Here is a 26,280-nt window from a genome sequence, read left to right on the forward strand (position 1 = left end):
CTGTTATGAAGTCTGTTTTCCTCGCTGCAAGGGAAGCATCGAAAAAATGGACTATGCCCATTCGAGACTGGGGTACTATCCTTAACAGTTTCCTGCTTATATTTGGTGATAGGGTCAGGCTTCTTGAAACCTGACCATAAAATCATAATTTAAAGTTTACACACTTATCGGGATAGTGTCCGTAAACCCCTTAACCCTGATCGTTTAACACTTAACATTCAACACTTAACACTCATCACTTCTCACTAACCACTAATCAACCAATCCCTAATTAACCAATCAACTATTCACTAAATAACTAATCACCAATCACTAAACCCCCTCAATCGCTTCCAAAATCATCCTACAGGCTTCTTCGATTTCGGTATGGCTGATAATCAGTGGAGGGGCGATGCGCATAGAGTCATCACAAAACAGGAACCAATCTGTGATCACGCCTTTATTTATGGCACGGTCAATAATAGGTTTGAGCACACCAAAGGATTCAAATTCTACAGCCATCATCAGTCCTTTGTTTCTAATGCCTTTGATAATGGGGTGTACCAATAATTTTTTGAATAATGCTGCTTTTTCTTCTACCTGATCCAAGAGGTTTTCTTTTTGAATTACCTGAATTGTAGCTAATGACGCTGCAGCAGAAACAGGATGCCCCCCAAAGGTGGTAATATGGCCTAACAATGGATTGTTTTTAAACACCCCCATGACTTCTTTATTGGCAATGAATGCACCAATCGGCATACCACCTCCCATTCCCTTGGCACAGACAAGTATGTCGGGTTCTATGTCAAAATGCTCAAAAGCCCAGAATTTCCCTGTCCTTCCAAATCCTGCCTGAATCTCATCCAGAATCAACAATGTTCCTGTTTCATTACAGCGCTTCCTCAATGCCTGAAAATATTCTTTACAAGCCACCCGGATTCCTGCTTCCCCTTGGATGGTTTCGATGATGACTGCAGCCGTATCATTTGTTATCTTATCCAGATGATGGAAGGCCCCATATACAATATTCCTGATCCCTGGTAATAATGGGCGGTAAGCTCTTTTGAATATTTCATTTCCACCAACTGAAAGGGATCCGTGTGATGAACCATGGTAAGCATTGATGCAGGAAATAATTTCCCTGCGATTTGTATAGCGTTTTGCCAATTTCAGGGCACCTTCTACCGCCTCAGAACCTGAGTTGACCAGGTACACATTGTCCAATTGTGAAGGGAGGGTGTCTGTGAGTGCTTTTGCCAATTTGACCTGAGGGCTTTGTACATATTCTCCATATACCATAAGGTGCAGGTATTTGTCCAGTTGCTCTTGGATAGCTGCCAAAACCTTTGGGTGACGGTGGCCAACATTGCTGACCCCAATGCCGGATATGAGATCCAAATACTTTTTTCCATCCGGTCCATACATATAGACTCCCTCGGCTTTTTCGATTTCAATCAAAAGCGGAAAATCCGTGGTCTGGGCAAGATGGGAAAGGAAGAGTTGGCGGTTATTCATTTTTAGACTGTTAGTTGCAAGAGATTAGATGCTAGAGTTAAGAGACTAGAGGCAAGAATCAAGAGACAAGAATCAAGAGAAAGAACTTTGTACAAAGTACCAAGAAGCTATTTTGTTCAAAAGTTCAAATGTTCACTAAATCCAAGAACAATTTTTACTTTTTCCCACCCTGCATCCTGTCCCCAAGCTAAAAATATCCATAGAATATTTTCTTAACGCTTGGCCCTCTTGGCTCTTTATACCCTGAAAACTTAAGACATTTTAGACCCGTAGCAGATACTATACCTTCCTAAACCGGTAGAAGATGCCCAAAGGCAATTTCTTACCATATTTATCTTTAAGGTACAATTCCCCATGTTCTGCGTTAGCCACATCACCAAAATTGGACTGGATCAGGTTGGCCGCAATCATGGAGCTAAAACTGAGGGAATACATGTTAAGTATCAGGAAGTGCTGATTTGGGTCCAACAATTGTGCACAAAGCTTGAGCATTTCATTGATCTGTTCTTCTAGAATCCATTTTTCCCCATCAGGTCCTCTGCCATAGGCTGGTGGATCGAGTATAATACCATGGTAGGTGTTGCCTCTCCGTACTTCTCTTCTGATAAACTTCATAGCATCATCCACAATCCAACGGATGCCTTCAAGTCCTGAAGCTTCCATATTATGCTTGGACCAGGTCACTACTTGCTTTACAGAATCAAGATGTGTCACATCAGCCCCACAGGCACGGGCTGCTACTGAGGCGGCACCAGTATAGGCGAAGAGATTAAGAACTTTTGGGTTTTTAACCGGAAAAGCCTTCAAGGTATCTGAAATATAGTCCCAATTGACAGCTTGCTCTGGGAAAAGCCCAATATGCTTAAATGAAGTCATGGCCAAATTAAGCTTCATTTTCAGACCATCCTGATTTTTATACTTTACCTGCCAGTTGTGCGGAATTTTACTCAATTCTTTCCATTGGCCTTTTTCCGGATTATTTTTTTCTTTGGCAAAATGGGCATGGCTTAATTTCCTCCATTCTTCCTCGCTCAGACTTTTGTCCCAAATGGCCTGTGGTTCGGGACGGCTAAGGATATAGGGACCAAATCTTTCCAGTTTTTCAAATCCTCCAGTATCGATCAGTTCGTAATCTTCCCAATAGATGGGGCAAAGTGATAGGATGGTTTCTTTCATTTTGCAAAATTAATGGAATAATTGAACAGGATTTTGATTTTAATTTTGCGAATAGAATCAGTAATTTAGGATTATATTCAAAATCTGCTAAAAAGAAATGAAAAAGATAATTTTCACGTTGGCATTGGGTCTGGTATTGCTGGTGGATTTGGCTTGGTCACAGTCAGTTTCTACTCTTAAGCAGAATGACATTGACTATGGACGTGCGTTTCGGTTAAATGCAAAGAGTGATGGGGTTAAAGGAACTCCTTTCCTTTACGATGAACCAAAATCAGCCAAAATATCACTGATAGGAGGAAAGGTTTACGAGGATATTCCATTCAACATTCTTCCTGAAAAGGAAGAAATCTACATACAGACTGGTGGTGTAGATAGTGAACCTCTGGTATTGAAAAACTGGGAATGGCTCCAAACACTTGAGGAAGAACCCAAACTTTTCCGGTTGGAATACCTGGAGGGAAAACAAAGGATTGTTGAAGTATTGTTTGAAAAAGACAAGGAAAAGTTTGTTGCCATCCACAGCAAATATTTAGTTGAGCCCACTGTACTAAAGGATGGATATACTGGGCCACAATATGATACTTACAAACAAAACACGAGATTTTATAGAATTTCTGGTTTATCAAGCAAGGAATTCAAGTCCAACAATAGTAGTATTAAAGAATTGGCAGGACCTAAATTCAATGAGGTGAATGCCTTTATCAAGACCAATAACATCAAGGCTGACAGGGCTTCAGGTATGAAACAGATATTGGAATTTATCAACAGGTAGAGATTCCTAGATGAGCTCTCATATACCTAGGAAGAAAAAGAAATTGATAATAATCATTGGAAAGGGCTTTTGGAAATGGCATTACAGCCATTTTTCCAAAAGCTCTTCACTTTTTAACCATAACTTTTCCCTCATGTTTTTAGATATGGCCATCCTTGAGGGGGATGCAGGTTTGGAATTTTTGAAATAGAATCCATTTTGTGATTCCGGTAATTGTGTTTTTGCAAGGAAAACCGTCGTTTTGGCTCCATTCTGGGCATTGATCATAAATGGCTTGGCTATAGTCCAGAAAAGTTTAAAAATACCGTTAGCTTCATTTCCAAAATTGGTTTTCACGACCCCGGGATGCAGGGCATAGGACTTTAAGCCTTCCTTGCCAAATTTTTCAACCAATGACTTTGTAAATAGGATGTTGAAAAGTTTGACATTGGCATAAGCAGTAAAAGCACTGTATTTTGTTTGACTGTAATTGAGGTCTTCGAAATTTACTCTTGCTACTTTATGTGCTTCCGAACTAACATTGATGATTTTGGGGTTTTCTGCCTTCAAAAGTGCAGGCATCAATTTATTGGTCAAAAGAAAATGCCCCAAATGGTTGGCTGAAAGTGTCAACTCAAAGCCATTTTTGGTAATAACTTTTTCCGGAAATATACCACCTGCATTATTGATCAGTAAGTCAATGCTATCAGTCAACCTTTCGATTTGTTGAGCGGAATTATTTACCGATTCAAAATCTGCCAGATCGGTGTAAATAAATTTGACTTTATTTTGCTCTTGGAGAGGAAGTTTGGCTATTTCTTCTTTGGCTTTAGCTTCATTTCTTGCCAAAAAAAATATTTGTTTACAGATTGGGGTCAATTGTTGGAATGTCACTGCCCCAATCCCTGATGTAGGTCCCGTTATGGCTAATTTCATAGGTGTTTTTCTTTTTAAACCTGATTACAGGTAATTTGGTTTGAAAAGAAAATTCTGTTGAAACTAAGTAATACCAAGGATTCCGCAAAAATTTGTACTTTTGGGTCGAAATAATTTCAAAAAATCACCCAAAACAAAAGTATAGGACTGTTGAGTTCACGGGTATACTTTTGGATATCAGTCAATTAAATAGAGGCTATTAAGTTAGGGGCTACATTTAAATTACAAGGTTTTGGAGGTTAAGAAACCCTTTATTGATATTGAGCAAGTTCTCAAAAGCAAAAATGCCAAATTACATAAATGGCTGCCCGGTTTCGTTATCCGGTATATCAAAAAGATAGTCCACGAGAAAGAAATCAATGCCATAATGGCGAAAATTGGGCATTTGCAGGGATTGGATTTTGTGCATGCCCTGATTGATGAGTTTGGTGTAATGGTAACCATTACAGGTGAAGAAAATATACCATTGGACAGGCCAGTGATTTTTGCGTCCAACCACCCATTAGGAGGGATGGATGGAATTGCATTTATGCATGCTTTAGGGAAATACCGGACCGACCTCCGCTTTTTAGTCAATGATATTTTGACCAATATTAAAAATTTTGAGCCCATATTTATCCCAGTCAATAAACATGGTGCTAATAGCCGAGAAGTCACCAAATTGATAGAGGAGACCTATGCAGGGGAATTTGCTGTTTTGGTTTTTCCTGCTGGTTTGGTATCAAGAAAGCAGGCAGTAGGTATCAAGGACCTTCAATGGAAGAAAAGTTTTATCTCCAAGGCAAAAAGATATGAGAAGGACATCGTGCCTGTCTATATTGAAGGAAGGAACTCTGACTTCTTTTATAACTTAGCAAAATTGCGTAAAAACCTGGGCGTCAAGGCAAATATTGAGATGTTTTATTTGGCTGATGAAATGTTTGCACAAAGAGGTAAAAAAGTTGTCATCCATATAGGAAAACCAATTTCTTACCATTATTTTGATCAATCAAAAAGCGAGAGCGATTGGGCTGAAGAGGTCAAAAATCAGGTTTACCAAATGGCCGAAAAAAAATAACTATGCAAGCAATTATACCCGAAACAGATCGTGGACTATTAAAGAGTGAGTTGACACCTGAAAGATTTCTCAGGTACACCAATAATGGAAATAACCATATATATCTGGTTGATTATCACAATGCTCCCAATACTGTTAGGGAAATAGGACGATTGAGGGAATTGACTTTCCGGGGTGCAGGAGGTGGCACAGGCCTTTCTTTGGACCTGGATGAAAATGATACAATGGATAATTGTTACAAGCAATTGATCACCTGGAGTCCTGAGGATGAGGAGATTGTGGCAGGATATAGACTTATCAAATGTGAAAATGCAGGTTTGGACAAAGATGGAAATATCAATCTTTCTACAGCTCACCTTTTTTCTTTTTCAAAAAAATTCCTGGAAGAATACATTCCTTATACCATTGAATTAGGGAGGTCATTTGTTCAGCCCAAATACCAACCAAGTATTGATAACAGGAAAGGTCTCTTTTCGTTGGATAATCTTTGGGATGGTTTGGGCGCCGTGGTTATGCTCAATCCCGATGTCAAGTATCTTTTTGGAAAAGTTACCATGTACCCTCATTACAATAGGGAGGCACGAGATTTACTACTTTATTTCATGCATTTTTATTTTCCAGATCCGGATAATTTGGTTAGGCCGCTTGAACATTTGAAACTTGGGTATGAGACAGATCCTAAAAACTTCGAAGGTTTATTTGATGGATTGGATTACAAGGAAGGATATAAACTGCTCAATAGTAAAATCAGAGCATTTGGAGAGAATATTCCTCCTTTGATCAATACCTACATGAACTTGTCCCCTACCATGAAAACCTTTGGGACAGCACTTAACGATGAATTTGGAGCAGTAGAAGAAACAGGAATATTGATTACCCTGGAAGATATTTACGAAAGTAAAAAGCATAGGCATTTGGAAACCTTTGATCGGGACAGGGTGTTTGGAAGTCGATGAAGCTACAAGATAAAAAGACAGTGATTCTGGGCGCAAGTGCGAATCCTGAGAGATATGCCTATTTGGCAGCAGAGATGTTAACTGAACGAAATATTCCTTTTGTGCCGGTTGGTATTAAAAAAGGAGATGTTTTTGGACAGTCCATATTGGAAATCAAAGAAAAGCCTCACATCCCAGATGTTCATACCGTGACGCTTTATATTGGTCCACACAATCAGCCCGAGTGGTATGATTACATTTTTTCTTTAAATCCTCAGAGGATCATTTTCAATCCAGGTACCGAAAACCCTGAGCTTTATGACCTGGCCAAATCTAAGGGTATTGATGTATGGAAGGCATGCAATCTTGTATTATTAAGGACTGGCCAATTTTAAGATTTTTTGGTTTCTAAAAAGGAATTCATGTACCAAATATGTGGAGCTGATATCAGTGAAACCAGAATAAAAAAGAGTAAAGTAAGTTCTTCAGGTTTGCTTTCAGGATAAAAAACAGCCAAAATGATCATCATTCCTACTAAGCTTACAGCGGAAAATGGAATCATCTTTATCACAAAGTTTTTAAAGTGATTTTTACCTAAATATATTTTCAAAGACTGGTATTCCTCCTTCATACTTGGGAGTGCATGCCAAAAGCCAAAATATATTACAAAGCTGGTTAAGAGTGGTAATTGGTAAAGCAGAATACCTAAAGCAAGCATTTCAATTACATAAATATGCCATCGAAGAGGTAGGTTCTTTACAATCAATATTAGACTCAAAGAGAAACTGCACAAGATAATTGGCCAAGCCAATACTGCATAAGACTCCAATTGCATTAGGTTGTGTAGAATAATTGATGTCTGTTCAAAACCTCCCCAAAGGATTACAGAAATGTAATATGTACCTATAGACAGATAGGTTAAATTTTTCCAAATTGTGATTTTTTTGCCTATAAAATGGCTTTGACCAAAATGAAATGCTGACATCAAAAGGAAAGCAACCAATGCAAGGATGGGAAAAAAGACCCATACTATCATATATGCGAATATGATTGCCAGGTATTTGAAAATGAAAGTTATCAATTCCTTATTGCTGATCCTTGGATTAAGGATTAAATAATCCAAAGCTCCATGGGGTATACCAATAGTTAAGATTATGGTTCCAAAAAGAATCCATTCAAAAATTTCATTGTCCTGAAATAAAAGCATATATAAAACAGATAGGGCAACTCCAGTTATTTTCCCGATGATTTCAATGTTTTTCATAATGCAACAGGGATTTGATAAATATGGAGAACTGAAGTCTTGACAGAAGTTTGATGTCATCCAAAAAACTACTCTCCTCATTAAGAAAACGAAGGATATCAGGTCCTGTATTCGATTCAAAGAGATTGATGAATACCTCAGGAAGTTTTTTTGGCCACTTTTTAGCAATGTTCAGTAATATATTGTCATAAAAATTATATTGCCATTTTCTCTTCCATATTAATGCTTTACCCTCAGCAGTTGCCAGAGAATTGACAATTAATTGGCAATGCTTTTGAATATTATGAAATGTAAATCCTGTGCTTGGTTTACTGCAACCCGCTAAAGTGCCTATTGGAATGATATTAAATGCTGGGGCTTCCGTAAGGGAATATGTAGTCATAGGTATGCTCCCTTCTTCCCGAAAAGTGATCTCATATCGATCTTGCCCTAATTGATTCCGAATGAAATGATTTATTTTTGATTCCATGAAGCTTCTGTCCATTTGATCAGTAGTAAATTCAGTGTATTCAATCAATGCTTCATTTTCTTTGAAAGGTAGAACATAAAAAAAGGCAGTCTTTGATGTTTTTTTTTGATCAAAATCCATCATGATTGCAGTGTCTACTTCAAAGCATGCTTTTTTTGTTTTGACTTTCCATCCAAGAAAAACCTGTTTGAGTATTTTGTGATGACGCAAGTTTGTGGAAGAATCTGGAACGCTGTTAAAAACCATTTCTGCATAAAAACTTCCATGGTTTTTTGTGCTTACGGTAACACTATTATTTGGACTGCTTTCTATAGTTTGGACGCTGTCTTGAATAAAATGGATATTGGTGAAATTTTTAATCTTGGCTAATATTTCACGGTAAAAATCAGAGGATCGGATGTGGTAATAGTTAAGTTTACCCAAATCTTTTTTTAGCTTTTTTTCCCCTTGAGAAATAACTATGTTTTTCCAGAAGGTCAATGGGCTGTTCTTAGGATGTATGTCCAGGGGCGTTTCGGCCCAATAACACCATGTTCTGTCATTTGTTTTTTTGTCTGAAATGTCTATGATCAGGATTTTTTTATCCCGGAGTTGGCTGTTGAGAAGGTGATAGACCAAGCTCATACCCGCGCAACCAAATCCTGTGATGATATAATCATAAGTCAACAAATGCTTAGACATGGTATTTTGGTTAAATATTGTTGGACTTTCCGAAAAAAATAAAAGAAGGTTGTTCCAAGTCTGGAACAACCTTCAAGATTAGACTAAGCGACAACTGCATTTTTGTTTTTTGCTGTTTCGGCTATGGCTACAGAGTAGATTACCAGACCAAATCCAATTTTGTTGATGGCATCAGCTAAGTTGTAGAAAAGGTCAATACTGCTTACCTCAAAGGCTCCGGATAATAAGTTACCTGGCAATACCATGTATCCGATAGGATAGATCGACCAACCTAAGGTTATGAAGATTTTTAAAAGGAACATGGCCTGGCCCAGTGCAGGGCTATTGGAAGTTTTTGCCAATTTTGCCACATCTCCGGCAAATACCTCATAAACAATGTAGAGGTATCCGATTGTAGAAATTATTCCCCACATTATATTGTTTTCGATCCCTGAGGTTTCCCCGATATATCCTGTGACTAGCATGAGAAGAGAAGCAACAATTAATTTGAATAAGGTTGCACCTTTGGCGCCAAATGGTTTGGTCAACAGGTAAAATTCAACGCACATCAAAGGTACAGTCAATGTCCAGTCCACATACCTGAATGCAGTCGGGCTTTGTCCTGTTTCTAGGTAAAAGTCCCGCATGTAATAATAGTGGACAGCAGCAATACCTGTAATAAGTCCGGATACCAATAGGGAGGTTTTCCACTTCCCATCTACTGATCCTCTTTCTACAAAAAAGAATACAGCAGAAGCAAACATAGCCATATACCCAATAAAAAAGGTAATAGCAATTGGGTCACTGTTGATGATCTTGTCAAGACCAACCAAATCTGCGGTTAAAATGGTGTTCATAGTTAATTGTTTTAGAGTGTTGAAGAATTTTGAAATTTTATATTGGTGATTTAATGATTGATAAATTAATCAGAATTAAATTTGTTTAATGAATTATCGAAAAAGGTAAACAAATGTGTATAAACGTTTGGTTTTTAATGTTGAATTGCTCAAAATAGTGATCGGTAAAAAATCATCAGATACTGATAATTTGGGCAATTGAAGAATAAAATTCTGTATAAGGATTAATCGGTAAAATGGCCTTTTTGGATGTTGAAAGGATCGGATTTCATATTGAAAAAAGGTATGTGCTCTCGTTTTTTTTGCGTATTATTACGGGTTGATTATTGATAGAAAAAATCTCTTTTTTCAGTTAGAAAAAAGCGTTTGAACTTGTTATGAGCGAAAATAAAGAAGGAAATCAGAAGGATTATTCAGCTGGTAATATCCAGGTATTAGAAGGTTTAGAAGCAGTAAGAAAAAGACCCGCCATGTACATTGGGGATGTAGGCATCAAAGGTTTGCATCACTTGATTTGGGAAGTAGTGGACAACTCTATTGATGAGGCTTTGGCGGGACATTGTGATACCATCTATGTTATTGTCAATGAAGATAACTCAATTACAGTAGAGGACAATGGTAGGGGAATTCCTACCGACATTCACCCTAAGGAGAAGAAGTCTGCTCTTGAGGTAGTTATGACCGTACTTCATGCCGGAGGTAAGTTTGATAAAGATACGTACAAAGTTTCCGGAGGTCTACACGGTGTGGGTGTATCCTGTGTGAATGCCTTATCCACTCATTTAAAAGCTACGGTACACCGTGACGGAAAGATATTCGAGCAGGAATATAGTATTGGGGTTCCCCAGTATCCTGTTCGAGAAGTTGGCACCACTGATAAAAGAGGGACCATTATACATTTCAAGCCTGACCTCAGTATATTTACCGTTGGAGAATACAAGTATGAGACCATTGCCAACAGGTTGAGGGAACTTTCATTTTTGAATGCAGGTATAAAAATCCACTTAAAGGACCTTCGTGAATTAGAAGAAGATGGAACACCAAGGTCTGATATGTTTTTTTCCGAAGGTGGATTGGTGGAATTTGTACAATACTTGGATGAGACAAGGGAAAAAATAATCGAAAGCCCAATTTACATAGATGCAGACAAGAACGCTGTACCTGTGCAGGTGGCAATGAGTTACAATTCCTCTTATTCTGAGAATGTAGTTTCCTATGTGAACAATATCAATACCTATGAGGGGGGGACCCATGTATCCGGATTTAGAATGGCATTGACAAGGACTTTAAAGACTTATGCAGATAAATCCGGGATGTTGGATAAACTGAAAATTGATATTTCAGGGGATGATTTTAGGGAAGGATTGACAGCAGTTATTTCTGTAAAGGTAGCAGAACCTCAATTTGAAGGTCAGACTAAAACCAAGTTGGGTAACTCAGATGTTTCCGGTGCCGTTAATAGTGCGGTATCAGAAGTTTTGCAGACCTGGTTGGAGGAGCATCCAAAAGAGGCAAAAATAATAGTTGGAAAGGTAGTCCTGGCCGCTCAAGCAAGGCATGCTGCCCGAAAGGCCAGGGAAATGGTACAAAGGAAGAATGTTCTTGGCGGTGGAGGCCTCCCTGGAAAATTGGCTGATTGTGCCAATTCAGACCCAACTGTCTGCGAGCTTTACCTGGTGGAAGGTGATTCTGCAGGTGGTTCAGCTAAGCAGGGCAGGGACAGGGATTTTCAGGCAATCTTACCATTGAAAGGTAAAATCCTTAATGTGGAAAAGGCACATGAACATAAGATATATGACAACGATGAGATCAAGAATATCCTAACTGCGCTAGGAGTGAAGTTTGGTACTGTCAATGATGAAAAGGAACTGGACCTTTCCAATTTGAGGTACCATAAAATTATCATCATGACGGATGCTGATATTGATGGATCTCATATCAGAACTTTGATCCTGACTTTATTCTTCCGCTATATGAAGACCTTGATTGAAAAAGGGTATGTTTATATTGCACAGCCACCTCTGTACCTTCTCAAAAAAGGTAAAGATGAAAGATACTGCTGGACAGAAGATGAGAGAAAAATACTGATCAAAGAAATGGCGGGAGAGGGGAAGGAAGAATCAGTTAATATCCAACGCTATAAAGGTTTGGGTGAAATGAATCCAGAGCAGTTGTGGAGCACTACTATGGATCCAAATACCAGGACGCTAAAGCAGGTAACAATTGAATCTGCCGCAGAAGCCGATCATTTATTCTCCATGTTGATGGGGGATGAGGTTGCCCCAAGAAGGGAATTCATCGAAAGGAATGCGAAGTATGCCAAGATTGACACTTGATACTTCAACCGATCATGGAAAAAGGGGCCGAGTGCCCCTTTTTTTGTAATAAATTCTTAAACTTACGCATGATGAATCATGCCGATAGATTGTTAGATTTGCATTAATCCGTAAGGCTTATGAGAATAGCAACAACAGATAGATTTGATAGTATCATTGAAAGTAGTGACCTGGTCAGCCGTGACCTGAGTTGGATAAAATTCAATGAAAGGGTATTGGACCAGTCCAAAAAAGAGCGCAGATCAATTTTTGAAAAATTGAAGTTTTTGGCCATTACCGCCTCTAATTTGGATGAATTTTTTATGATCAGGGTAGGGTCTTTGTACAATTATCTTGATTATGAAAAAGAGCGTGTAGATTATTCCGGCTTAAGGGAAGAGCCATTTAAGATGAAGCTGATGTTGGAGTGTCAGCAATTCCATAAAAGACAGCAGGAACACTTTCTGAAAAACCTGTTGCCCAAAATGTCTGAAAGTGGATTCATTTTAAGCAATGTAAGAAACCTGGAACCAGAAGAGCAGGAATACATCAAAACATACTTCAATAAAGCAGTGTATCCTATGTTGACTCCCATGGTGTTTGATGGATACAGAACATTTCCTATTCTTATGAACAAGCTCCTCATTTTTGGGGTGGTTACTTTGGCTCCAGGAGACAAGAAGGAAAACAGAAAACTTTCATTTGTACAGATTCCGGCAAATATCCCGAGGTTTTTTGAAATCGAGCGTGAGGATATGGTGGTTTATGTACCTATTGAAGAAGTAATTCGGGAGAACATTGTTTCTTTGTTCAGAAACGTAAACATTGAGTCCATTAACTTATTCAGGATCACCCGAAATGGTGATTTTACCCTGGAAGAGAGTGAGGATATGGATGCCAACTTTCTGGAAGAAGTTAAAAGAAAATTGAATGAAAGAAAAACAGGAAGGGTTGTCCGAATTGAGATTGAGGAGGGTTATTCCAAATGGATGATCAGCTTACTCAAAGACCGTTGGAATATCAAGGATGACAGCATTTTTAAAGTGGAAAGAGCCAGTATGTTGGACTTCACAGGGTTGTGGCAGGTAGTTGGTAACCGCAGGTTCAAGGACAAAATTCCACAGATGCCAGCCCCTGTTCCCCCGATTTCTTATCCTCAGGATGGAGCAGATGAAATTTTTCAAGTGCTTAAGAATAGAGATATTCTTTTGCACCATCCATACAATAATATTGATCCTATTCTGGACTTAATTGAAAAGGCAGCCGATGATCCCAGCGTAATGGCCATAAAAATGACCATTTATAGGTTGGCCAAAGATTCTAGAATAACCAAAGCATTATTGAGGGCAGCGGAAAATGGTAAACACGTTTCTGTGTTGTTCGAGGTAAAGGCCAGGTTTGATGAGGAAAATAATATCCGTGAAGCCAAAAAACTCCAAAAAGCAGGATGTTTTGTGATATATGGCATCAGTAACCTTAAAACTCATACTAAGCTTCTATTAATCGTCAAAAAAGATGATAATGTAGTGACACGTTTTGTCCATTTGGGTTCAGGAAATTACAATGAAGATACTGCACGGTTATACACAGATATTGGCTTATTGACTACCAATGAAGTGCTTGCCAATGATGTTTCTGAATTCTTCAATGTAATCACAGGCCATTCTATGCCTACGGTGTACCAAAACCTGATTACTGCTCCGAGGGATATGAGAAATCAGTTGATCGAATTCATAGAGCAAGAGGCAGAAAATGCCAGAAATGGACTTCCCTCCGGCATATTTATCAAGGTCAATTCATTGGAAGATTCTGAAATTATTTATGCCCTTTACAGAGCGTCCCAGTCGGGAGTTCCAATAAAATTGATTATCCGAGGGATTTGTTGCCTGAGGCCTGGAAGAAGAGGTCTTAGTGAAAATATTGAGGTAATATCCATTGTAGGTGACTTTCTTGAACATTCTAGGATTTACCATTTTCATAACAATGGCCACACCAGGACCTATGCCGGTTCGGCAGATATGATGGTAAGAAGTTTTGATAAAAGGCTTGAGTCTTTGTTCAGGATTGAAGACCCGGTACTGGAGAAACAGCTGATGAATATTCTTGCTTACAATTTGAAAGATAATGTTAACGCTTACACCATGCTGGAAGATGGCAAATATGTACCCAAATTGCCTCAAGCTGATGAAGAAGAATTCAATGTTCACAAGGAGTTTTTCCATGTGACCCTTGAAGAAGTAATGAAAGTCAAATTGATTTGAAACCTTAAATTAATATAGGTAGATCCTGCCAAGTCAAAAAGCCAAATTCCTGCCAGATATGCTGGATTTTGGCTTTGGCTTTGTAGGTTTTTTTGTTTCTCAGTCTTTACCCAAATAGGCGTTTTTTATTTTTCTTGTAAAGCACTTGCATCAATCCATCTTTGAGTCCAACGTCAGGTACAATCATCTTTTTGGAATTGGCTGCGGTCATTGCAGCGAGATAGATTTTAGAGGCGGGAATAATGACATCTGCCCTGTCGGGGTTAAGGTTCAGTTTGTTGATTCTTTCTTCATAAGTGAAGGATTCAAGGAATTTTTGGATTTCCTTTATCTTGTCAATTTGGATAAAGGTCTTATTTTTTGGGGGATTACTTAGTTCGAAGATTTTACTGATATTTCCACCTGTTCCTATACAGGTAATTTTTTCCTTATTTCCAATATGCTCTTCAATAAACTTATTCATGCTTTTCCAAACTGAAAGTGGAATATTGTCCTCGAGGGCACGGACTGAACCAATTTTGAAAGATTTGGATGCAATTTTGTTTTTTTGTGAATAAATATTCAATTCAGTACTTCCTCCTCCTACATCTATATGCAAGTAGGATTTATCGTCGATATAGGACCAAAGCGCCAGGTTGATAAGTTCTGCTTCCAACTTTCCATCAATGATTTGTATCTTCAAACCGATGTCTTCCTTAACTTCTTCTACGATTTCTTTCCCATTTTCTGATTCCCGCATAGCAGATGTGGCACATACCATATAATCATCTACCTCATACAGGTCTATCAACAGCTTGAATGCTTTCATCAATTTGATGAATTTCCTTTTGTTCTTTTCGGAAATCCTGTTGGTGTGAAATACATCTAGACCCAATCGGAGAGGAAACCTCAGGTATTCCAACTTCTTGAAATTGGTGTTTCCTTCATAATAGGTTACAGTGGTGATTTGGAGCCTAATGGCGTTAGAACCTATGTCGACAGCAGCTAATCTCAAAATATTGTAAAATGGTTGATTTTCCAATATAACTTAAATCTTTGGAATTGTGCCAAATACTTTGGGTTTTGATTGGATTGGAGGGAATTTTGGAAATATTACTTTAAGTAGATTACATCCTTTGGTAATAATGCTTTTTCAGCCTTTTTTTGACTTTGTAAAAATTGAATATCCCTAAAAGTAATAAACCCAGACTCAGTCCAAATGCCAGGTATCCCAAATCCCTGACATGATCCAGTGCATTGACTTCCATCAGGGCTGTACCACTTACTAAAAAATATAAGGAGGTCCTGATATAAGATAAAAGCGTCCTGTCATTGGCTAAATAGGTTCTTTGGCGGGCGAGATAATCCCTTACAATTAATTCGTTTTCGCTTAAATTCTCCTTTTCCATAACAACGAGGTTTTAATGATTTGATTGCTTTATTTTTTCTTCTGATTTTACTTTTTGAGCACTAATTTGGTAATTTGTTGGCTATCTTACCCAATAATAGCTCAGTTTAATTACTTTTGGACCTTGATGATTCAAAAACAAATTTTAGCAACAATATATTCATGAGCAGACCTAATTTTGATGATATTTTTATGGAATTGGCGGTGAATTTGGCCAAGAGGTCTCATTGCATCAAAAAGCACGTAGGTGCAGTTTTAACCAAGGATACAAGAATTATTTCTATTGGTTACAATGGTCCTCCGGCAGGAACACATAACTGTGATGAGGAATTCCCTGATACAGGATGTGCCAGGGACAGCAAGGGAAGTTGCACATTGGCCATTCATGCAGAACAGAATGCTATTCTCTATGCTGTTAAAAATAATGCTTCTGTCGATGGGTCCACCTTATATGTTACTTTAGCACCCTGCCTTGCCTGTGCGCGGATCATTTATTCAATTGGTATTGTCAAAGTGATCTATATGTATTCATATGCAGAATATAAAGGCTTACCTCATGATGAAGGGCTGGCTTTTTTGGAGAAATTTGGTGTGGAGGTAGTGAAATATGGAAAGGAAATACAGTTTGATGATCCATTGATTTAAATAAAATTCACTTCTGGGTGTAGAAGTATTCCAAATTGTTGTTTGACAGAATCTTGTATTTTTTTGCTTAGTTCCCGAATCTCAGCTCCATCCCCACCTCCATAGTTGACCAAGACCAGGGGCTGATTTTTGTGTACACCAATTTTACCAAAAGTTTTTCCTTTCCAACCGGTTTTTTCAATTAGCCAAGCTGCCGGTATTTTTACGCCTTCATCCATTGGAAATGAAGGAATATCAGGGTATGCTTCTTTCAATGCTGCAAATTGATTCTTTGAGATTGTTGGGTTTTTGAAAAAACTCCCAGCGTTTCCAATCATCTTTGGATCAGGCAGCTTGGTCTGCCTGATATGGATGACCGCATCGCTGATGTTTTTGATATTGGGACTGGAAATTCCCATATCTTCCAAAGTTTGCTTGATGGCTCCGTATTCAGTGTGTAAAACAGGTTTTTTACTCAAACGAAATACAACTTTAACAATTATGTATTGGTCTTTCAATTCATTTTTGAAGACACTTTCCCTGTATCCAAAATGACAGGTATTCCAGTCGAAAATTTTTTCTTCTAGTGTTTCTCGGTGGATAGCCTTAAGTTGGTGAAAAACTTCCTTTAATTCTACCCCATAAGCTCCTATGTTTTGCATTGGAGATGCCCCTACAGTTCCTGGGATAAGAGAGAGGTTTTCTACTCCTCCCCAGTTGTTTTCGATACAGTATAAGACAAATTGATGCCAGTTTTCACCGGCACCTACCTCTACCAGTATTTCCTCATTATTTTCTGAGATCACTCGAATTCCCTCAATTTCGATCTTGAGGACCAAGGCCTCAATATCCTTGGTGAGCAGGATATTGCTTCCACCGCCCAAGATAAAAACAGGGACATTAAGTGCCTTTGATCTTTGGACTGCAGATTTGACATTTTCTTCAGTTTTTGCCTGAACAAAAAATCTTGCTTTTTTGTCTATTCCAAAAGTATTATATGGAAGAAGTGAGATGTTTTCCTGTATATTCATAAGCAAATTTGTCCTTGCGAATTAAGTAAGAATTTGATCAAATTGAAAGGTTAAAGGTTAAGGCTTCTAAATTAACTGTATGAAGGAATTGGTAATTAATGGTGTAAGAATACGTCCAGGTCAGACTATTAATATTGATATTGCCATTGCAAGGCTGCCAACGCATACTTTGATTGATTTACCAGTGTATATCAAAAGGGCAAAGGAGGATGGTCCGGTTGTACTGATCTCAGGTGGGGTCCACGGGGATGAAATCAATGGAATAGTAGCCGTCAGGAGAATGTTGGAGGAGGAAGTTATCCATCCCGTTAAAGGGACGATCATCTTTATACCTTTGGTCAATATTTATGGTTTTTTGAGCAATTCAAGGACTTTTCCAGATGGAAGAGATCTCAACAGGAGTTTTCCCGGAAGCAAAAGAGGTTCATTGGCTTCCCAAATTGCTTATATCCTTATGAATGATGTGATCCCTATGGTGGATTTTGGTCTTGATTTTCATACCGGAGGTAGAATGCTTTCCAATTATCCTCAGATAAGGGTTGACTATAAGGATAAGAAGGCACTTGAACTGGCCAAGGCTTTTGGAGCGTATTTTACACTGAATTCACCCCTTATTGATAAATCATTTAGAAAAGAGGCATTTAAAAAAAGGAAACATATCCTCGTATATGAGGGAGGGGAGTCCATGAGATTGGATGATTTTGCTGTAGAAGAAGCAGTGCTAGGTACCAAAAGGATGCTTGCCTATTTGGGTATGATTGATGAGAAGTTTGAACAGTCCCCAACGCTTTTGATACAGGAAAGCTCTTGGGTCAGGGCTAAAGTCTCAGGTATATTTTCTGCATCCGTTAGATTGGGTGATGAAATAAAAAAAGGACAGATTTTAGCAAAGATTTCAGATCCTTATGGTCGGGTAAAAATCCCTATCAAGGCCATCCACAATGGGCATGTGATAGGATTGAACAATAATCCAGTAGTCAATGCAGGAGATGCTTTGGTCCATGTAGGAAGGGTACCAATATAAGAAAAGGCTGCCATTTTTGGCAGCCTTTTCTTATATGCCTTCATTTATTACCAGATCTTATAACCACCCTTTTTCTTAGATAATGGGAAATTGATAAAATGAATATATCATCAAATATTACTCTGTTCGGATTGATGCCACCATGGGTAAAAAGAATTCTCCATCAGTAATTTTAAATGCCTTACGAGCTGATAGTTCGCTTGTAGATTCCAATGGGTCAAATACAATCGCTTCGAATGTCCCATATGCCCCTTCAACTGTAAGGTCTGTGAAAGTCAACTTCCCATCGTCTCTGGCTCCTAAGTTTTCACTCTGAAGTAAGCTGGCAAGATATGCTCTGCCATTTTCATCGTAATAGACAAATGTCAGGGTTGGGGCCAGAACCCCATTGACCATAATTGGATTTTGCATTTCATAGGTTCTCTCCAAATCACCGGTATACCTTAACCCAATGACCATAGAATTTTTCTTGGTATCCTTTCCACTTACCATTGTGAAAGTGGCCAATTTTAGACCGCTTGGAGTATCAATAAATATGATATCGGCTTCCGATGTGGCTTTAAATTCTCTTTGCACCCCTTCAAATTTGAAACGGTAATAGAAATCAGGTCTATTATCCTTTTCACAGGAAGAAAAGACAAGGAATATAAGCAACAATACCAGGTAATTTCTTAAAGCGTTCATTTTGGTTGTAATTATTAAGCCAATAACAAGACGATTTGTGACAGTCTCTTGTTTACTTGTTAGGATCAAAATTAAGGTAAAATTATATTTATCTCGATGAGATGGACTTAAAAAAAGTTAAGCACAATAGATTTGAGGGTTTTCCAAACCTATTGTGCTTTTATCTTTTGAAATAATACGATTTTATTGGAAGTATTTTTTTAGGCCCTCCAATTTTTTGTCAAGAGAGGCTGAAACTGCATCATAAGCAGCTCTGTTAGGCAGCAATTCATTGACAGAGAAATAATATTTGATTTTAGGCTCAGTTCCTGAAGGTCTTGCAGAAATTTTACTTCCATCTTCTAAATAGAACTGTATCACATTGGACTTATCCATTTTAAGTACAGATTCAGTTCCTTTGGCAATGTCATAGACCTTACTTTCTTTGACGTCAACTATTTTCACTACTTTCAATCCATTCATTTCTGTAGGTCTGTTTTTCCTAAAATCAGCCATAAGTTTCTGAATCTGCTCAGCTCCGTCTTTTCCTTTTTTGGTTACAGAAATCAGGGATTCTTTGTAGAACCCAAAGTTCATATAAATTTCAGCCAGTACATCCTGAATGCTCATGCCTTTGGTCCTGTAGTAGGCAACAATTTCTGCTACCATCGCACAGGCAGAAACTCCATCTTTATCCCTGACAAAATCACCGACCAGGTAACCATAGCTTTCTTCTCCGCCTCCGATATACTGTTTTTTACCTTCTAGATTTCTGATCACTTCTGCAATGTTTTTAAATCCGGTCAATACCGAAAAGCAGGTCACTCCAAAACCTTTGCAGATTTCATCGATCAATTCAGTAGTGACGATGGTATTTACCATGAATTCATTTCCGGTCAATCTGCCTTGCTCTTTCCATTTGCTAAGAAGGTAATAGGTCAATAAGGAACCTGTCTGGTTACCGTTAAGTAGTTCAAATCCGCCTTTACCATCTGGTACACAAGCAGCATATCGGTCTCCATCTGGATCACAGGCCAGGACCAGTTGGGCATTTACTTTTTTACCCAATTCCAAAGCCATGGTCAGTGCCTCAGCTTCTTCCGGGTTAGGGTATATTACAGTAGGAAAATTACCATTGGGCTCAGCTTGTTCCTTGACTACATGGATGTTTTGGAATCCAAAAGTTTTTAAGGCTGCAGGAACCATTTTGCCTGAAGCTCCATGGATAGGAGAGAAGACAATAGGCATTTCTTTCTGAAGGCCGTTTTCCAAGGGGGAGAGACTGAGTTTTTTGACTTCGTTCAAGTAAATCTGATCAAAATCAGACTCTATATACTCAATCAGTGCGTCATTCTTTTCCCATTTGACATCATCCATGGAAGTGATTTTTTGTACCTCTGCAATGATGTTATTGTCATGAGGTGCTACCACTTGGCCACCGTCATTCCAATAAGCCTTATAGCCATTGTATTCTTTCGGGTTATGGGAGGCTGTTACCATTACACCGCTTTGGCAACCAAAATAACGGATGGCAAAGGAAAGCATTGGGGTAGGGCGCAATTCCCTGAAATATTTGACTTTGATGCCATTGGCTGTAAACACATTGGCTGTGGTATCTGCAAAGAGCGTATTGTTGATCCTACAGTCATGGGTAATGGCCACCTTGATTTCTTGATTAGGGAAGCTTTCCAACAGATAATTGGCAAGACCCTGGGTAGCCATTGCCACAGTGTATACGTTCATCCGGTTTGAACCCACACCCATGATGCCCCTGAGCCCACCTGTACCAAATTCCAGGTCTCTATAAAATGAATCAATCAATTCTGTTTTATCAGGAGCATCCAATAATGCCTGTATTTCTTGTTTGCTTTTTTGATCAATGTTACCGTTCAGCCAGCTTTGTGCTTTGGCTATGATATTGGGATCTATTGCTGTCATTTTTTGTAAAAAGTTTAAATGAAATTCCAAGATAAAGATTTAGCCAAAAATTGCCATGGATAGATGTGATTTAAGCACAAAAAAGGCAAGAAATACAAAATTTATTTTCCTATCCGATTATGATTTTGAGCCTGACGAAACCCAATTCATCATCAATGTTTTCATGGAACCAAATCATACCATCCTTTACAAATAAATTCCCAGGAACTTTATTGTAACCGGGTACTTGCATTTCCCCCAACATCTTGAATTCTTGATCAAATACAGTCAGGTAAACATTAGCTTTCTTTCCGTCTTCCTGATTTGGGATCCTGTAATAAGATAATCTTAGAAAAGTTTGATTATGATCGTCCCAATACCATTTACCAAATTCTATTTGTTCTTCCACTATTCTCATTTCGTTCCTGAAATCTTCAGGTGTAGAAACCAAGGACTTATAAGTGGGTGATTTGGTGTCAGGAGTCAATGTACTTTTAAATTCAAAATGAGTTAATTCTTCAGTTTCAGGATCCAATAAGTATATTTCATTGACAAAATTTGAAGATATAAGCACCTTGTCTCCAACCTTTACATGGTATATTTTTCCGAAATAATTGATTTTTGGATTTTCAAGCTCAATTTTAAATTTTTCAAAATCTTTGATGGGATCGAAATTGATTAAATTCAATTCTCTAAGGCCCAACTGTAGTTTTACAAGATAAGGTTGGATTTCCTGTACACTCAAAAGTCCTGTCAAAATGGTGGAATCATTGAGGAACACCAGATCGTTTTTGAATCCGAAATTCCCGATGTGATCAGGTATTTGATAATCTTTTGGGCTGAGGGGTATTTCTTTAATCAATTTTCCCTCGGTAGTATAAATCCCGCTTTTTTCAAGGCCCATGATGAAGATTTTATTGTTTTCCAATGCAATAAGCTTTTGCTGAAAACCACTAAGCGCATCAGGTCCGTCTTTTGCAAACTCCACTTGGTCCAATAATACCAGCTTTTGTAGGTCGATGATTTCCAGAGAATGGCTTTTCCTATCAAAACAAAAAAGTCTGTCTTTTTCTGGATTTAAATCAAAATTCACCATGTTTACTGCCGTCATGATGAGCTTGCCTTTTGAATCTATGGTTACAGTATCCTGCTCAATTTTAAAGGAAAATTCACCGGAACTGCCCGTTTTCTCACCGTTTTTACCACAGGCTGTAATGAAAAAAATGATGATGAGGAGTTTTAGATTTTTCATAGACTAAATAGTTTTTAACAAGAATAAAAAAATAGTTGTAAAAATCAAAAGAAGTTCCGGGAAATTAGTTGGTGAAGTTTCCTAATTAAAAGGACGGAATCTTCATTGAAAGCAGAAAACAAAAAAAAATCCAGCATTTCTAAGTCTTAATTTGATCCTTAGAAAATGCTGGATTTTAATATTTATGATAAGATTACAGGTTTCCTCTCAGTTCCTGTTCTCTTTCTATAGCTTCAAACAATGCTTTGAAGTTTCCTTTTCCGAAGGAACGGGCTCCTTTTCTCTGAATGATTTCATAGAAAAGGGTAGGCCTGTCCTGAACAGGTTTGGTAAAGATCTGCAAAAGGTAACCTTCTTCATCTCTGTCCACCAGAATGTTTAGGTCTTTCAACGGTTGAAGGTCTTCGTCTATTTTCCCGACCCTTTCGAACAAATCATCATAATAGACTGCTGGTACTTCCAGGAATTCGACGCCTCTTTTTCTCAATTCAGATACTGTATGGATAATGTCATCGGTAGCAATGGCCATGTGCTGAACGCCTGGGCCGTTGTAAAAATCCAAATACTCTTCAATCTGGGATTTTTTCTTGCCTTCAGCTGGCTCATTGATGGGGAATTTGATATACCCATTGCCATTGGATACCACCTTGGACATCAGGGCAGAATATTCTGTGGAAATATCCTTGTCATCAAAAGTGATCAGGAGGTTGAAGCCCATCACTTTTTCATAGAAATCCACCCATTTGTTCATTTCGCCCCAACCTACATTGCCTACGCAATGGTCAATGTATTTTAAGCCAATTGGAGTGGCTTTATATTCACTTTTTCTTTCCTTAAATCCAGGAAGGAAAACACCAGTATAATTTTTCCTTTCTACAAAAGTATGGATGGTCTCTCCATAAGTTCTGATGGAAGCTACTTTCACTTCACCAAACTCATCAGTCAATGTTTTCGGTGCTTCATAAGATACAGCACCTCTGGAAGTGGTTTCTTTCCAGGATTTTTCGGCATCATCTACCCAGAGCGCCAATACTTTTACGCCATCTCCATGTTTTTTGATATGGTCAGCGATAGGGTGGTTTTCCTGAAGAGGGGTGGTAAGAACCAGTCTGATTTTATCCTGCTTCAAAACATAAGAAGCCCTGTCCCTGACGCCTGTTTCAGGACCGGAATAAGCGATCAGTTCGTATCCAAAAGCATATTGGTAATAAAGTGCGGATTGTTTAGCATTACCTACGTACAGTTCTACATAGTCGGTCCCATTGATGGGAAGGAAATCCTGTTCCATGTGATGTGTTTTTTGGGTTTACAATTCTTGGTGCAAAGATAGCAAATTTGGAGAAGCTTTATAAGGATTCCTATGTCTAAAGGAAGGGAAGCTTATGCCTGGCCATTGGAATTGCTAAGCAAATAGACTATGCTGAGAAAAGCCCAAGGTAATACCCAAGAAGTCCAGCCTAGGCTTGGGAAGCCGAAAAAAATGAAAATATACCAAATGGGGACAAAGACCAATCCAATGACAAATTTGAAAGTTGCTGTGAAAGTAGGATCTTTTATCTTTCCCTTAACCCAAAGCCAAATCCAGTAAACCGGAAAATGAAATACTTTCATTACTTTGTTGGCCAAATAGGGGCCTGATGAAGTTTCATTTTCTTGACTTAATTCTTGGCCTTCAATAAATTGTTTTACTAATGCTGGATCGGTTAGGTCTATTTTTTCATTGTTCATCTTTTTCAGCCATTGGCTGTAATGTTCTCTTGGAATAGTCGTTACCAATGGGCTGAGCCTAATTGTTGTCTCTTTGATAATGCCCTCATAGTTTTTAGGATAATAAGTATTGGCTGGAAATGCTTCACCAATGTAAATGCCTACCTTAGTTCCTGATTTTTTATGGTTGCCATAATTGATGCCTATGGGCAAAATGAGAAGTTCCAACTCAGGGTTTTCATCTAAGGTCTGGAAAGCGATTCTCGCAAAGCCTTTCTTAAGAGGTCTTAAACTCCTGTGCAAATCGTGGTTGCCTTCCCCAAAGATCAAGAGAGAGCCATTATTGGACAGGATTTTCACAGATTTTTCAAAGGTTTCTTTGTTTTTGCCCATATTGTCAATGCCGTCCCTGACCCGGTAAATTGGAATCATTCGGATAAAGGCCAATAGCTTGGATGCAATGGGATGCTTAAAAGCTGAGGCACGGGTTAAAAAATGAGGGTTAAGTTGGGTATGGGTAGCTATCAATATGGGATCAATCAATGCATTTTGATGATTAGCTACTATCAGCACTGCTTTTCCCTTTGGAAGATTTTCCTTCCCAAAGACAGAGATTTTTTTGAAAAATAGATGCAGTGCAAACCAAACAGCCCTTTTCAGCAGGGAGTTAAAGGCATTTTTCATGATTGTTTTTTTCTTTTGCCAATTTCAACCGCTGACAGATAAAGTCTTTCGGCTTTGGAAAGTTTTCCAGATGGTGGCTACCGTCATTCCGGAGATAATGTGCCAGATACCCCACCAAGCAGCAATGATGGCCATTCCCCCCAAACCTTCAAAATAAGTGAAAATAAGTACCAAAGCCAATCCAGAATTCTGAATGCCAGTCTCAATGGTCAAAGTTTTAGTGTCTTCGAGGGACAAGCCAAAACTCTTGGCAGTAAAGAATCCTCCTGCAAGCGCCAGGAAATTATGGGCCAATACCCATACAAATATCAATGCAATGAACCGGATAAAAAGGTCATAGTTACCAATGAATGCAATAACCACAAAACCAACAAAAATCAGCATGCTCATTGGTTTTAAAATTTTTGTAGCTTTTAAAGACCATTCAGGATATAGGGTGTTGATATACATTCCGAGCACCAATGGAATACCCAGAATCAGCGCAACGGTCTGAAAAACATCAAAAAAAGGAAGTGAAATTTCCTTTAAAAGCGAAGCCGAAGGTCCATAAAGCCTTGACCAAAACCCAAAGTTCAGTGGGGTTAAAATTACTGAAAAGGCAGTGGAAAAAGCAGTCAGAGATACTGAAAGGGCTGTATTTCCTCTTGCTAAATGGGTCATGAAGTTTGATATGTTGCCCCCAGGACAGGCGGCTACCAACAACATCCCCAAAGCTACAGAAGGAGGGGGTTCCAAAATATGGACCAATATTAAAGTCAGGGCAGGTAAAAATAAAAACTGTGAAAGTAATCCTGCTGTGAAAGCCTTAGGATGTTTGGCAACATATCTGAAATCTGATACCCTGAGGTCCAAGGCCACACCAAACATGATGATGGCCAAAGAAATATTTAGAATAAGAAGTGAATCTTGATTGAAATTGAGTCTGCTTGTGTCTAGAGCTTCCTGCATAGGCGATGGGTAAGAATATTTTTGGAAGGTAGTCAGACCTCTTTAAAAAGACAAGTTTACAGGAATGAGGTATCAGAAGAAGCTTCTTTTGTCATCTTCTCTGCTATGTCTTTACCTAAATATTGGTCAATGAGGTAATGCCCCAAATAAAGTAAAGGAGTCAGTAGAATGGCTACTGAGAATTTGTAAACATAATTGATGATCCCAACTGAAGCTACCTGAGCCCATGACCAATTACCAAATACATAAAAAGCGATGCCCAGAACCACGAAAGAGTCAATAAATTGGGATACCAATGTGGAACCGGTGGCCCTTAACCAGATCATTTTTGGTCCTGTGATTTTCCGTAGTTTTTGAAATACGTACACATCAATCAACTGGCCCAATAAAAAGGCGGTCAATGAACCGATGATGATACCCAATCCCTGTCTGAAGATGATATTGAAAGCATAATTGATATTGAAGGGATTTCCCTCTGCATCAGGACTATTGACATCCAACCAAAAGGGAGCCGGGGGAAGCTGTGTCACACCTGCAATTACAAAAAAGATGTAAGCAATAAAAAATGCGGTTACAAAACTGATCTTTCTGACCCCTTTTTTTCCATAATACTCATTTATGATGTCTGTAGTCACAAATACAACAGGCCAGATAACTGCACCAGCGGTCAGGTTGAAGTCCAAAATATAGTCCCCGAATATTGTCCAACCTGCAGGTTCCCAGCCTAATGTCAGTTCACCGGAAAAAATTTTAACTCCGATGATTTCGGCAAGGATGGCATTGGTAAGAAAAATACCGCTCAGAATGATGAAAAGGTTAGTTTTTTTAGATTGAAACTCCTTTTCTTGTATAGTGTTTTCCATGTTTT

24 protein-coding genes and 1 pseudogene are annotated in these 26,280 nt (G+C 38.5%); 9 read left to right on the forward strand and 16 right to left on the reverse strand.

What is annotated here, in order from left to right; genetic code table 11:
- Positions 1-134: pseudogene (locus CLV48_RS20875) on the forward strand (IS256 family transposase); the annotation flags it as partial.
- Positions 135-312: 178 nt separating this feature from the next.
- On the opposite strand, the gene CLV48_RS00010 reads toward CLV48_RS20875, so the two are convergent.
- Positions 313-1,494, reverse strand: coding sequence for an aspartate aminotransferase family protein (locus tag CLV48_RS00010; RefSeq protein WP_106565216.1), 1,182 nt, complete (start codon positions 1,492-1,494; stop codon positions 313-315).
- 279 nt (positions 1,495-1,773) lie between these two features.
- Positions 1,774-2,670 carry a class I SAM-dependent methyltransferase gene (locus CLV48_RS00015; RefSeq protein ID WP_106565217.1) on the reverse strand — a complete coding sequence of 299 codons (897 nt, stop codon included), beginning with the start codon at positions 2,668-2,670 and terminating at the stop codon, positions 1,774-1,776.
- Positions 2,671-2,767: 97 nt separating this feature from the next.
- On the opposite strand from CLV48_RS00015, the gene CLV48_RS00020 reads away from it, so the two are divergent.
- Positions 2,768-3,442, forward strand: a complete 675-nt coding sequence (locus CLV48_RS00020) for a hypothetical protein (RefSeq protein ID WP_106565218.1) — start codon at positions 2,768-2,770, stop codon at positions 3,440-3,442.
- Positions 3,443-3,523: 81 nt separating this feature from the next.
- Here CLV48_RS00020 and CLV48_RS00025 read toward each other — a convergent pair whose 3' ends face one another.
- Positions 3,524-4,357, reverse strand: coding sequence for an SDR family NAD(P)-dependent oxidoreductase (locus tag CLV48_RS00025; protein WP_106565219.1), 834 nt, complete (start codon positions 4,355-4,357; stop codon positions 3,524-3,526).
- Between the two features lie 232 nt (positions 4,358-4,589).
- Here CLV48_RS00025 and glsA point away from each other — a divergent pair, with 232 nt between their 5' ends.
- From glsA to CLV48_RS00040, 3 genes are read left to right on the forward strand one after another with little or no spacing between them, the layout of a single operon-like run.
- Entirely contained in the window at positions 4,590-5,414 is an 825-nt protein-coding gene (gene glsA, locus CLV48_RS00030) for a lyso-glycine lipid O-acyltransferase GlsA (RefSeq protein ID WP_106565220.1), read from the forward strand.
- 2 nt (positions 5,415-5,416) lie between these two features.
- Entirely contained in the window at positions 5,417-6,370 is a 954-nt protein-coding gene (gene glsB / locus CLV48_RS00035) for a glycine N(alpha)-acyltransferase GlsB (RefSeq protein ID WP_106565221.1), read from the forward strand.
- A complete protein-coding gene (locus tag CLV48_RS00040; protein ID WP_106565222.1) occupies positions 6,367-6,744 on the forward strand; it encodes a CoA-binding protein in 378 nt (125 codons plus the stop codon). Before glsB ends, CLV48_RS00040 begins: the two co-directional genes overlap by 4 nt.
- Here the strand turns inward: CLV48_RS00040 and CLV48_RS00045 are convergent.
- The 3 genes from CLV48_RS00045 to CLV48_RS00055 all read right to left on the reverse strand — a co-directional run bounded on the left by CLV48_RS00045 (position 6,741) and on the right by CLV48_RS00055 (position 9,599).
- On the reverse strand, positions 6,741-7,613 hold the full coding sequence (locus CLV48_RS00045; RefSeq protein WP_106565223.1) for a Brp/Blh family beta-carotene 15,15'-dioxygenase: 873 nt from the start codon (positions 7,611-7,613) through the stop codon (positions 6,741-6,743). The genes CLV48_RS00040 and CLV48_RS00045 overlap by 4 nt on opposite strands.
- The gene (locus tag CLV48_RS00050) at positions 7,600-8,763 is read right to left on the reverse strand and encodes a lycopene cyclase family protein (RefSeq protein WP_106565224.1); all 1,164 of its coding nucleotides are present in this window, start codon (positions 8,761-8,763) and stop codon (positions 7,600-7,602) included. The genes CLV48_RS00045 and CLV48_RS00050 overlap by 14 nt, the downstream gene beginning before the upstream one ends.
- A gap of 83 nt (positions 8,764-8,846) precedes the next feature.
- Positions 8,847-9,599 carry a bacteriorhodopsin gene (locus CLV48_RS00055; protein ID WP_106565225.1) on the reverse strand — a complete coding sequence of 251 codons (753 nt, stop codon included), beginning with the start codon at positions 9,597-9,599 and terminating at the stop codon, positions 8,847-8,849.
- Positions 9,600-9,976: 377 nt separating this feature from the next.
- Between CLV48_RS00055 and gyrB the strand changes: the two genes are divergently transcribed.
- Positions 9,977-11,935 carry a DNA topoisomerase (ATP-hydrolyzing) subunit B gene (gyrB, locus tag CLV48_RS00060; protein ID WP_106565226.1) on the forward strand — a complete coding sequence of 653 codons (1,959 nt, stop codon included), beginning with the start codon at positions 9,977-9,979 and terminating at the stop codon, positions 11,933-11,935.
- A 119-nt stretch (positions 11,936-12,054) separates the two neighbouring features.
- Positions 12,055-14,175: a polyphosphate kinase 1 gene (gene ppk1, locus CLV48_RS00065; protein ID WP_106565227.1), complete on the forward strand. Its 2,121-nt coding sequence runs from the start codon at positions 12,055-12,057 to the stop codon at positions 14,173-14,175.
- A gap of 106 nt (positions 14,176-14,281) precedes the next feature.
- Here the strand turns inward: ppk1 and CLV48_RS00070 are convergent, their stop codons facing one another.
- Both CLV48_RS00070 and CLV48_RS00075 read right to left on the reverse strand, forming a co-directional pair.
- Positions 14,282-15,169: a Ppx/GppA phosphatase family protein gene (locus CLV48_RS00070; protein WP_106566048.1), complete on the reverse strand. Its 888-nt coding sequence runs from the start codon at positions 15,167-15,169 to the stop codon at positions 14,282-14,284.
- A 112-nt stretch (positions 15,170-15,281) separates the two neighbouring features.
- Positions 15,282-15,563: a DUF202 domain-containing protein gene (locus CLV48_RS00075; protein ID WP_106565228.1), complete on the reverse strand. Its 282-nt coding sequence runs from the start codon at positions 15,561-15,563 to the stop codon at positions 15,282-15,284.
- Between the two features lie 161 nt (positions 15,564-15,724).
- On the opposite strand from CLV48_RS00075, the gene CLV48_RS00080 reads away from it, so the two are divergent.
- Positions 15,725-16,207, forward strand: coding sequence for a deoxycytidylate deaminase (locus tag CLV48_RS00080; RefSeq protein WP_106565229.1), 483 nt, complete (start codon positions 15,725-15,727; stop codon positions 16,205-16,207).
- On the opposite strand, the gene murB is transcribed toward CLV48_RS00080, so the two are convergent.
- Positions 16,204-17,217 (reverse strand): UDP-N-acetylmuramate dehydrogenase, encoded by a 1,014-nt coding sequence (gene murB / locus CLV48_RS00085; protein ID WP_106565230.1) that lies wholly within the window; start codon positions 17,215-17,217, stop codon positions 16,204-16,206. The genes CLV48_RS00080 and murB overlap by 4 nt on opposite strands.
- A gap of 79 nt (positions 17,218-17,296) precedes the next feature.
- Here murB and CLV48_RS00090 point away from each other — a divergent pair, with 79 nt between their 5' ends.
- Positions 17,297-18,241, forward strand: a complete 945-nt coding sequence (locus CLV48_RS00090) for a succinylglutamate desuccinylase/aspartoacylase family protein (protein ID WP_106565231.1) — start codon at positions 17,297-17,299, stop codon at positions 18,239-18,241.
- Positions 18,242-18,358: 117 nt separating this feature from the next.
- Here the strand turns inward: CLV48_RS00090 and CLV48_RS00095 are convergent, their stop codons facing one another.
- From CLV48_RS00095 to CLV48_RS00125, 7 genes are all read right to left on the reverse strand, one after another.
- Positions 18,359-18,925: a hypothetical protein gene (locus CLV48_RS00095; protein WP_106565232.1), complete on the reverse strand. Its 567-nt coding sequence runs from the start codon at positions 18,923-18,925 to the stop codon at positions 18,359-18,361.
- A 183-nt stretch (positions 18,926-19,108) separates the two neighbouring features.
- Positions 19,109-20,842 (reverse strand): phospho-sugar mutase, encoded by a 1,734-nt coding sequence (locus CLV48_RS00100; protein ID WP_106565233.1) that lies wholly within the window; start codon positions 20,840-20,842, stop codon positions 19,109-19,111.
- 109 nt (positions 20,843-20,951) lie between these two features.
- Positions 20,952-22,073 (reverse strand): DUF4221 family protein, encoded by a 1,122-nt coding sequence (locus CLV48_RS00105; protein WP_106565234.1) that lies wholly within the window; start codon positions 22,071-22,073, stop codon positions 20,952-20,954.
- A gap of 193 nt (positions 22,074-22,266) precedes the next feature.
- Positions 22,267-23,361: a 4-hydroxyphenylpyruvate dioxygenase gene (gene hppD / locus CLV48_RS00110; RefSeq protein WP_106565235.1), complete on the reverse strand. Its 1,095-nt coding sequence runs from the start codon at positions 23,359-23,361 to the stop codon at positions 22,267-22,269.
- Between the two features lie 92 nt (positions 23,362-23,453).
- Positions 23,454-24,464, reverse strand: coding sequence for a lysophospholipid acyltransferase family protein (locus CLV48_RS00115; protein ID WP_106565236.1), 1,011 nt, complete (start codon positions 24,462-24,464; stop codon positions 23,454-23,456).
- A gap of 24 nt (positions 24,465-24,488) precedes the next feature.
- Positions 24,489-25,412, reverse strand: a complete 924-nt coding sequence (locus CLV48_RS00120; protein WP_106565237.1) for a bile acid:sodium symporter family protein — start codon at positions 25,410-25,412, stop codon at positions 24,489-24,491.
- Positions 25,413-25,468: 56 nt separating this feature from the next.
- Positions 25,469-26,275 (reverse strand): queuosine precursor transporter, encoded by an 807-nt coding sequence (locus tag CLV48_RS00125; RefSeq protein ID WP_106565238.1) that lies wholly within the window; start codon positions 26,273-26,275, stop codon positions 25,469-25,471.
- Between the last annotated feature and the right edge of the window lie 5 nt (positions 26,276-26,280).

It is taken from the genome of Cecembia rubra, assembly GCF_003014575.1.
GTDB lineage: Bacteria > Bacteroidota > Bacteroidia > Cytophagales > Cyclobacteriaceae > Cecembia_A > Cecembia_A rubra.

Excerpts from the sequence above, each read along its gene's own strand:
- CLV48_RS00010 (WP_106565216.1), bottom strand. The coding sequence starts at position 1,494 with ATGAATAACCGCCAACTCTTCCTTTCCCATCTTGCCCAGACCACGGAT.
- CLV48_RS00015 (WP_106565217.1), bottom strand. The coding sequence starts at position 2,670 with ATGAAAGAAACCATCCTATCACTTTGCCCCATCTATTGGGAAGATTAC.
- CLV48_RS00020 (WP_106565218.1), top strand. The coding sequence starts at position 2,768 with ATGAAAAAGATAATTTTCACGTTGGCATTGGGTCTGGTATTGCTGGTG.
- CLV48_RS00025 (WP_106565219.1), bottom strand. The coding sequence starts at position 4,357 with ATGAAATTAGCCATAACGGGACCTACATCAGGGATTGGGGCAGTGACA.
- glsB (WP_106565221.1), top strand. The coding sequence starts at position 5,417 with ATGCAAGCAATTATACCCGAAACAGATCGTGGACTATTAAAGAGTGAG.
- CLV48_RS00040 (WP_106565222.1), top strand. The coding sequence starts at position 6,367 with ATGAAGCTACAAGATAAAAAGACAGTGATTCTGGGCGCAAGTGCGAAT.
- CLV48_RS00045 (WP_106565223.1), bottom strand. The coding sequence starts at position 7,613 with ATGAAAAACATTGAAATCATCGGGAAAATAACTGGAGTTGCCCTATCT.
- CLV48_RS00050 (WP_106565224.1), bottom strand. The coding sequence starts at position 8,763 with ATGTCTAAGCATTTGTTGACTTATGATTATATCATCACAGGATTTGGT.
- CLV48_RS00055 (WP_106565225.1), bottom strand. The coding sequence starts at position 9,599 with ATGAACACCATTTTAACCGCAGATTTGGTTGGTCTTGACAAGATCATC.
- gyrB (WP_106565226.1), top strand. The coding sequence starts at position 9,977 with ATGAGCGAAAATAAAGAAGGAAATCAGAAGGATTATTCAGCTGGTAAT.
- ppk1 (WP_106565227.1), top strand. The coding sequence starts at position 12,055 with ATGAGAATAGCAACAACAGATAGATTTGATAGTATCATTGAAAGTAGT.
- CLV48_RS00075 (WP_106565228.1), bottom strand. The coding sequence starts at position 15,563 with ATGGAAAAGGAGAATTTAAGCGAAAACGAATTAATTGTAAGGGATTAT.
- CLV48_RS00080 (WP_106565229.1), top strand. The coding sequence starts at position 15,725 with ATGAGCAGACCTAATTTTGATGATATTTTTATGGAATTGGCGGTGAAT.
- murB (WP_106565230.1), bottom strand. The coding sequence starts at position 17,217 with ATGAATATACAGGAAAACATCTCACTTCTTCCATATAATACTTTTGGA.
- CLV48_RS00090 (WP_106565231.1), top strand. The coding sequence starts at position 17,297 with ATGAAGGAATTGGTAATTAATGGTGTAAGAATACGTCCAGGTCAGACT.
- CLV48_RS00095 (WP_106565232.1), bottom strand. The coding sequence starts at position 18,925 with ATGAACGCTTTAAGAAATTACCTGGTATTGTTGCTTATATTCCTTGTC.
- CLV48_RS00100 (WP_106565233.1), bottom strand. The coding sequence starts at position 20,842 with ATGACAGCAATAGATCCCAATATCATAGCCAAAGCACAAAGCTGGCTG.
- CLV48_RS00105 (WP_106565234.1), bottom strand. The coding sequence starts at position 22,073 with ATGAAAAATCTAAAACTCCTCATCATCATTTTTTTCATTACAGCCTGT.
- hppD (WP_106565235.1), bottom strand. The coding sequence starts at position 23,361 with ATGGAACAGGATTTCCTTCCCATCAATGGGACCGACTATGTAGAACTG.
- CLV48_RS00115 (WP_106565236.1), bottom strand. The coding sequence starts at position 24,464 with ATGAAAAATGCCTTTAACTCCCTGCTGAAAAGGGCTGTTTGGTTTGCA.
- CLV48_RS00120 (WP_106565237.1), bottom strand. The coding sequence starts at position 25,412 with ATGCAGGAAGCTCTAGACACAAGCAGACTCAATTTCAATCAAGATTCA.
- CLV48_RS00125 (WP_106565238.1), bottom strand. The coding sequence starts at position 26,275 with ATGGAAAACACTATACAAGAAAAGGAGTTTCAATCTAAAAAAACTAAC.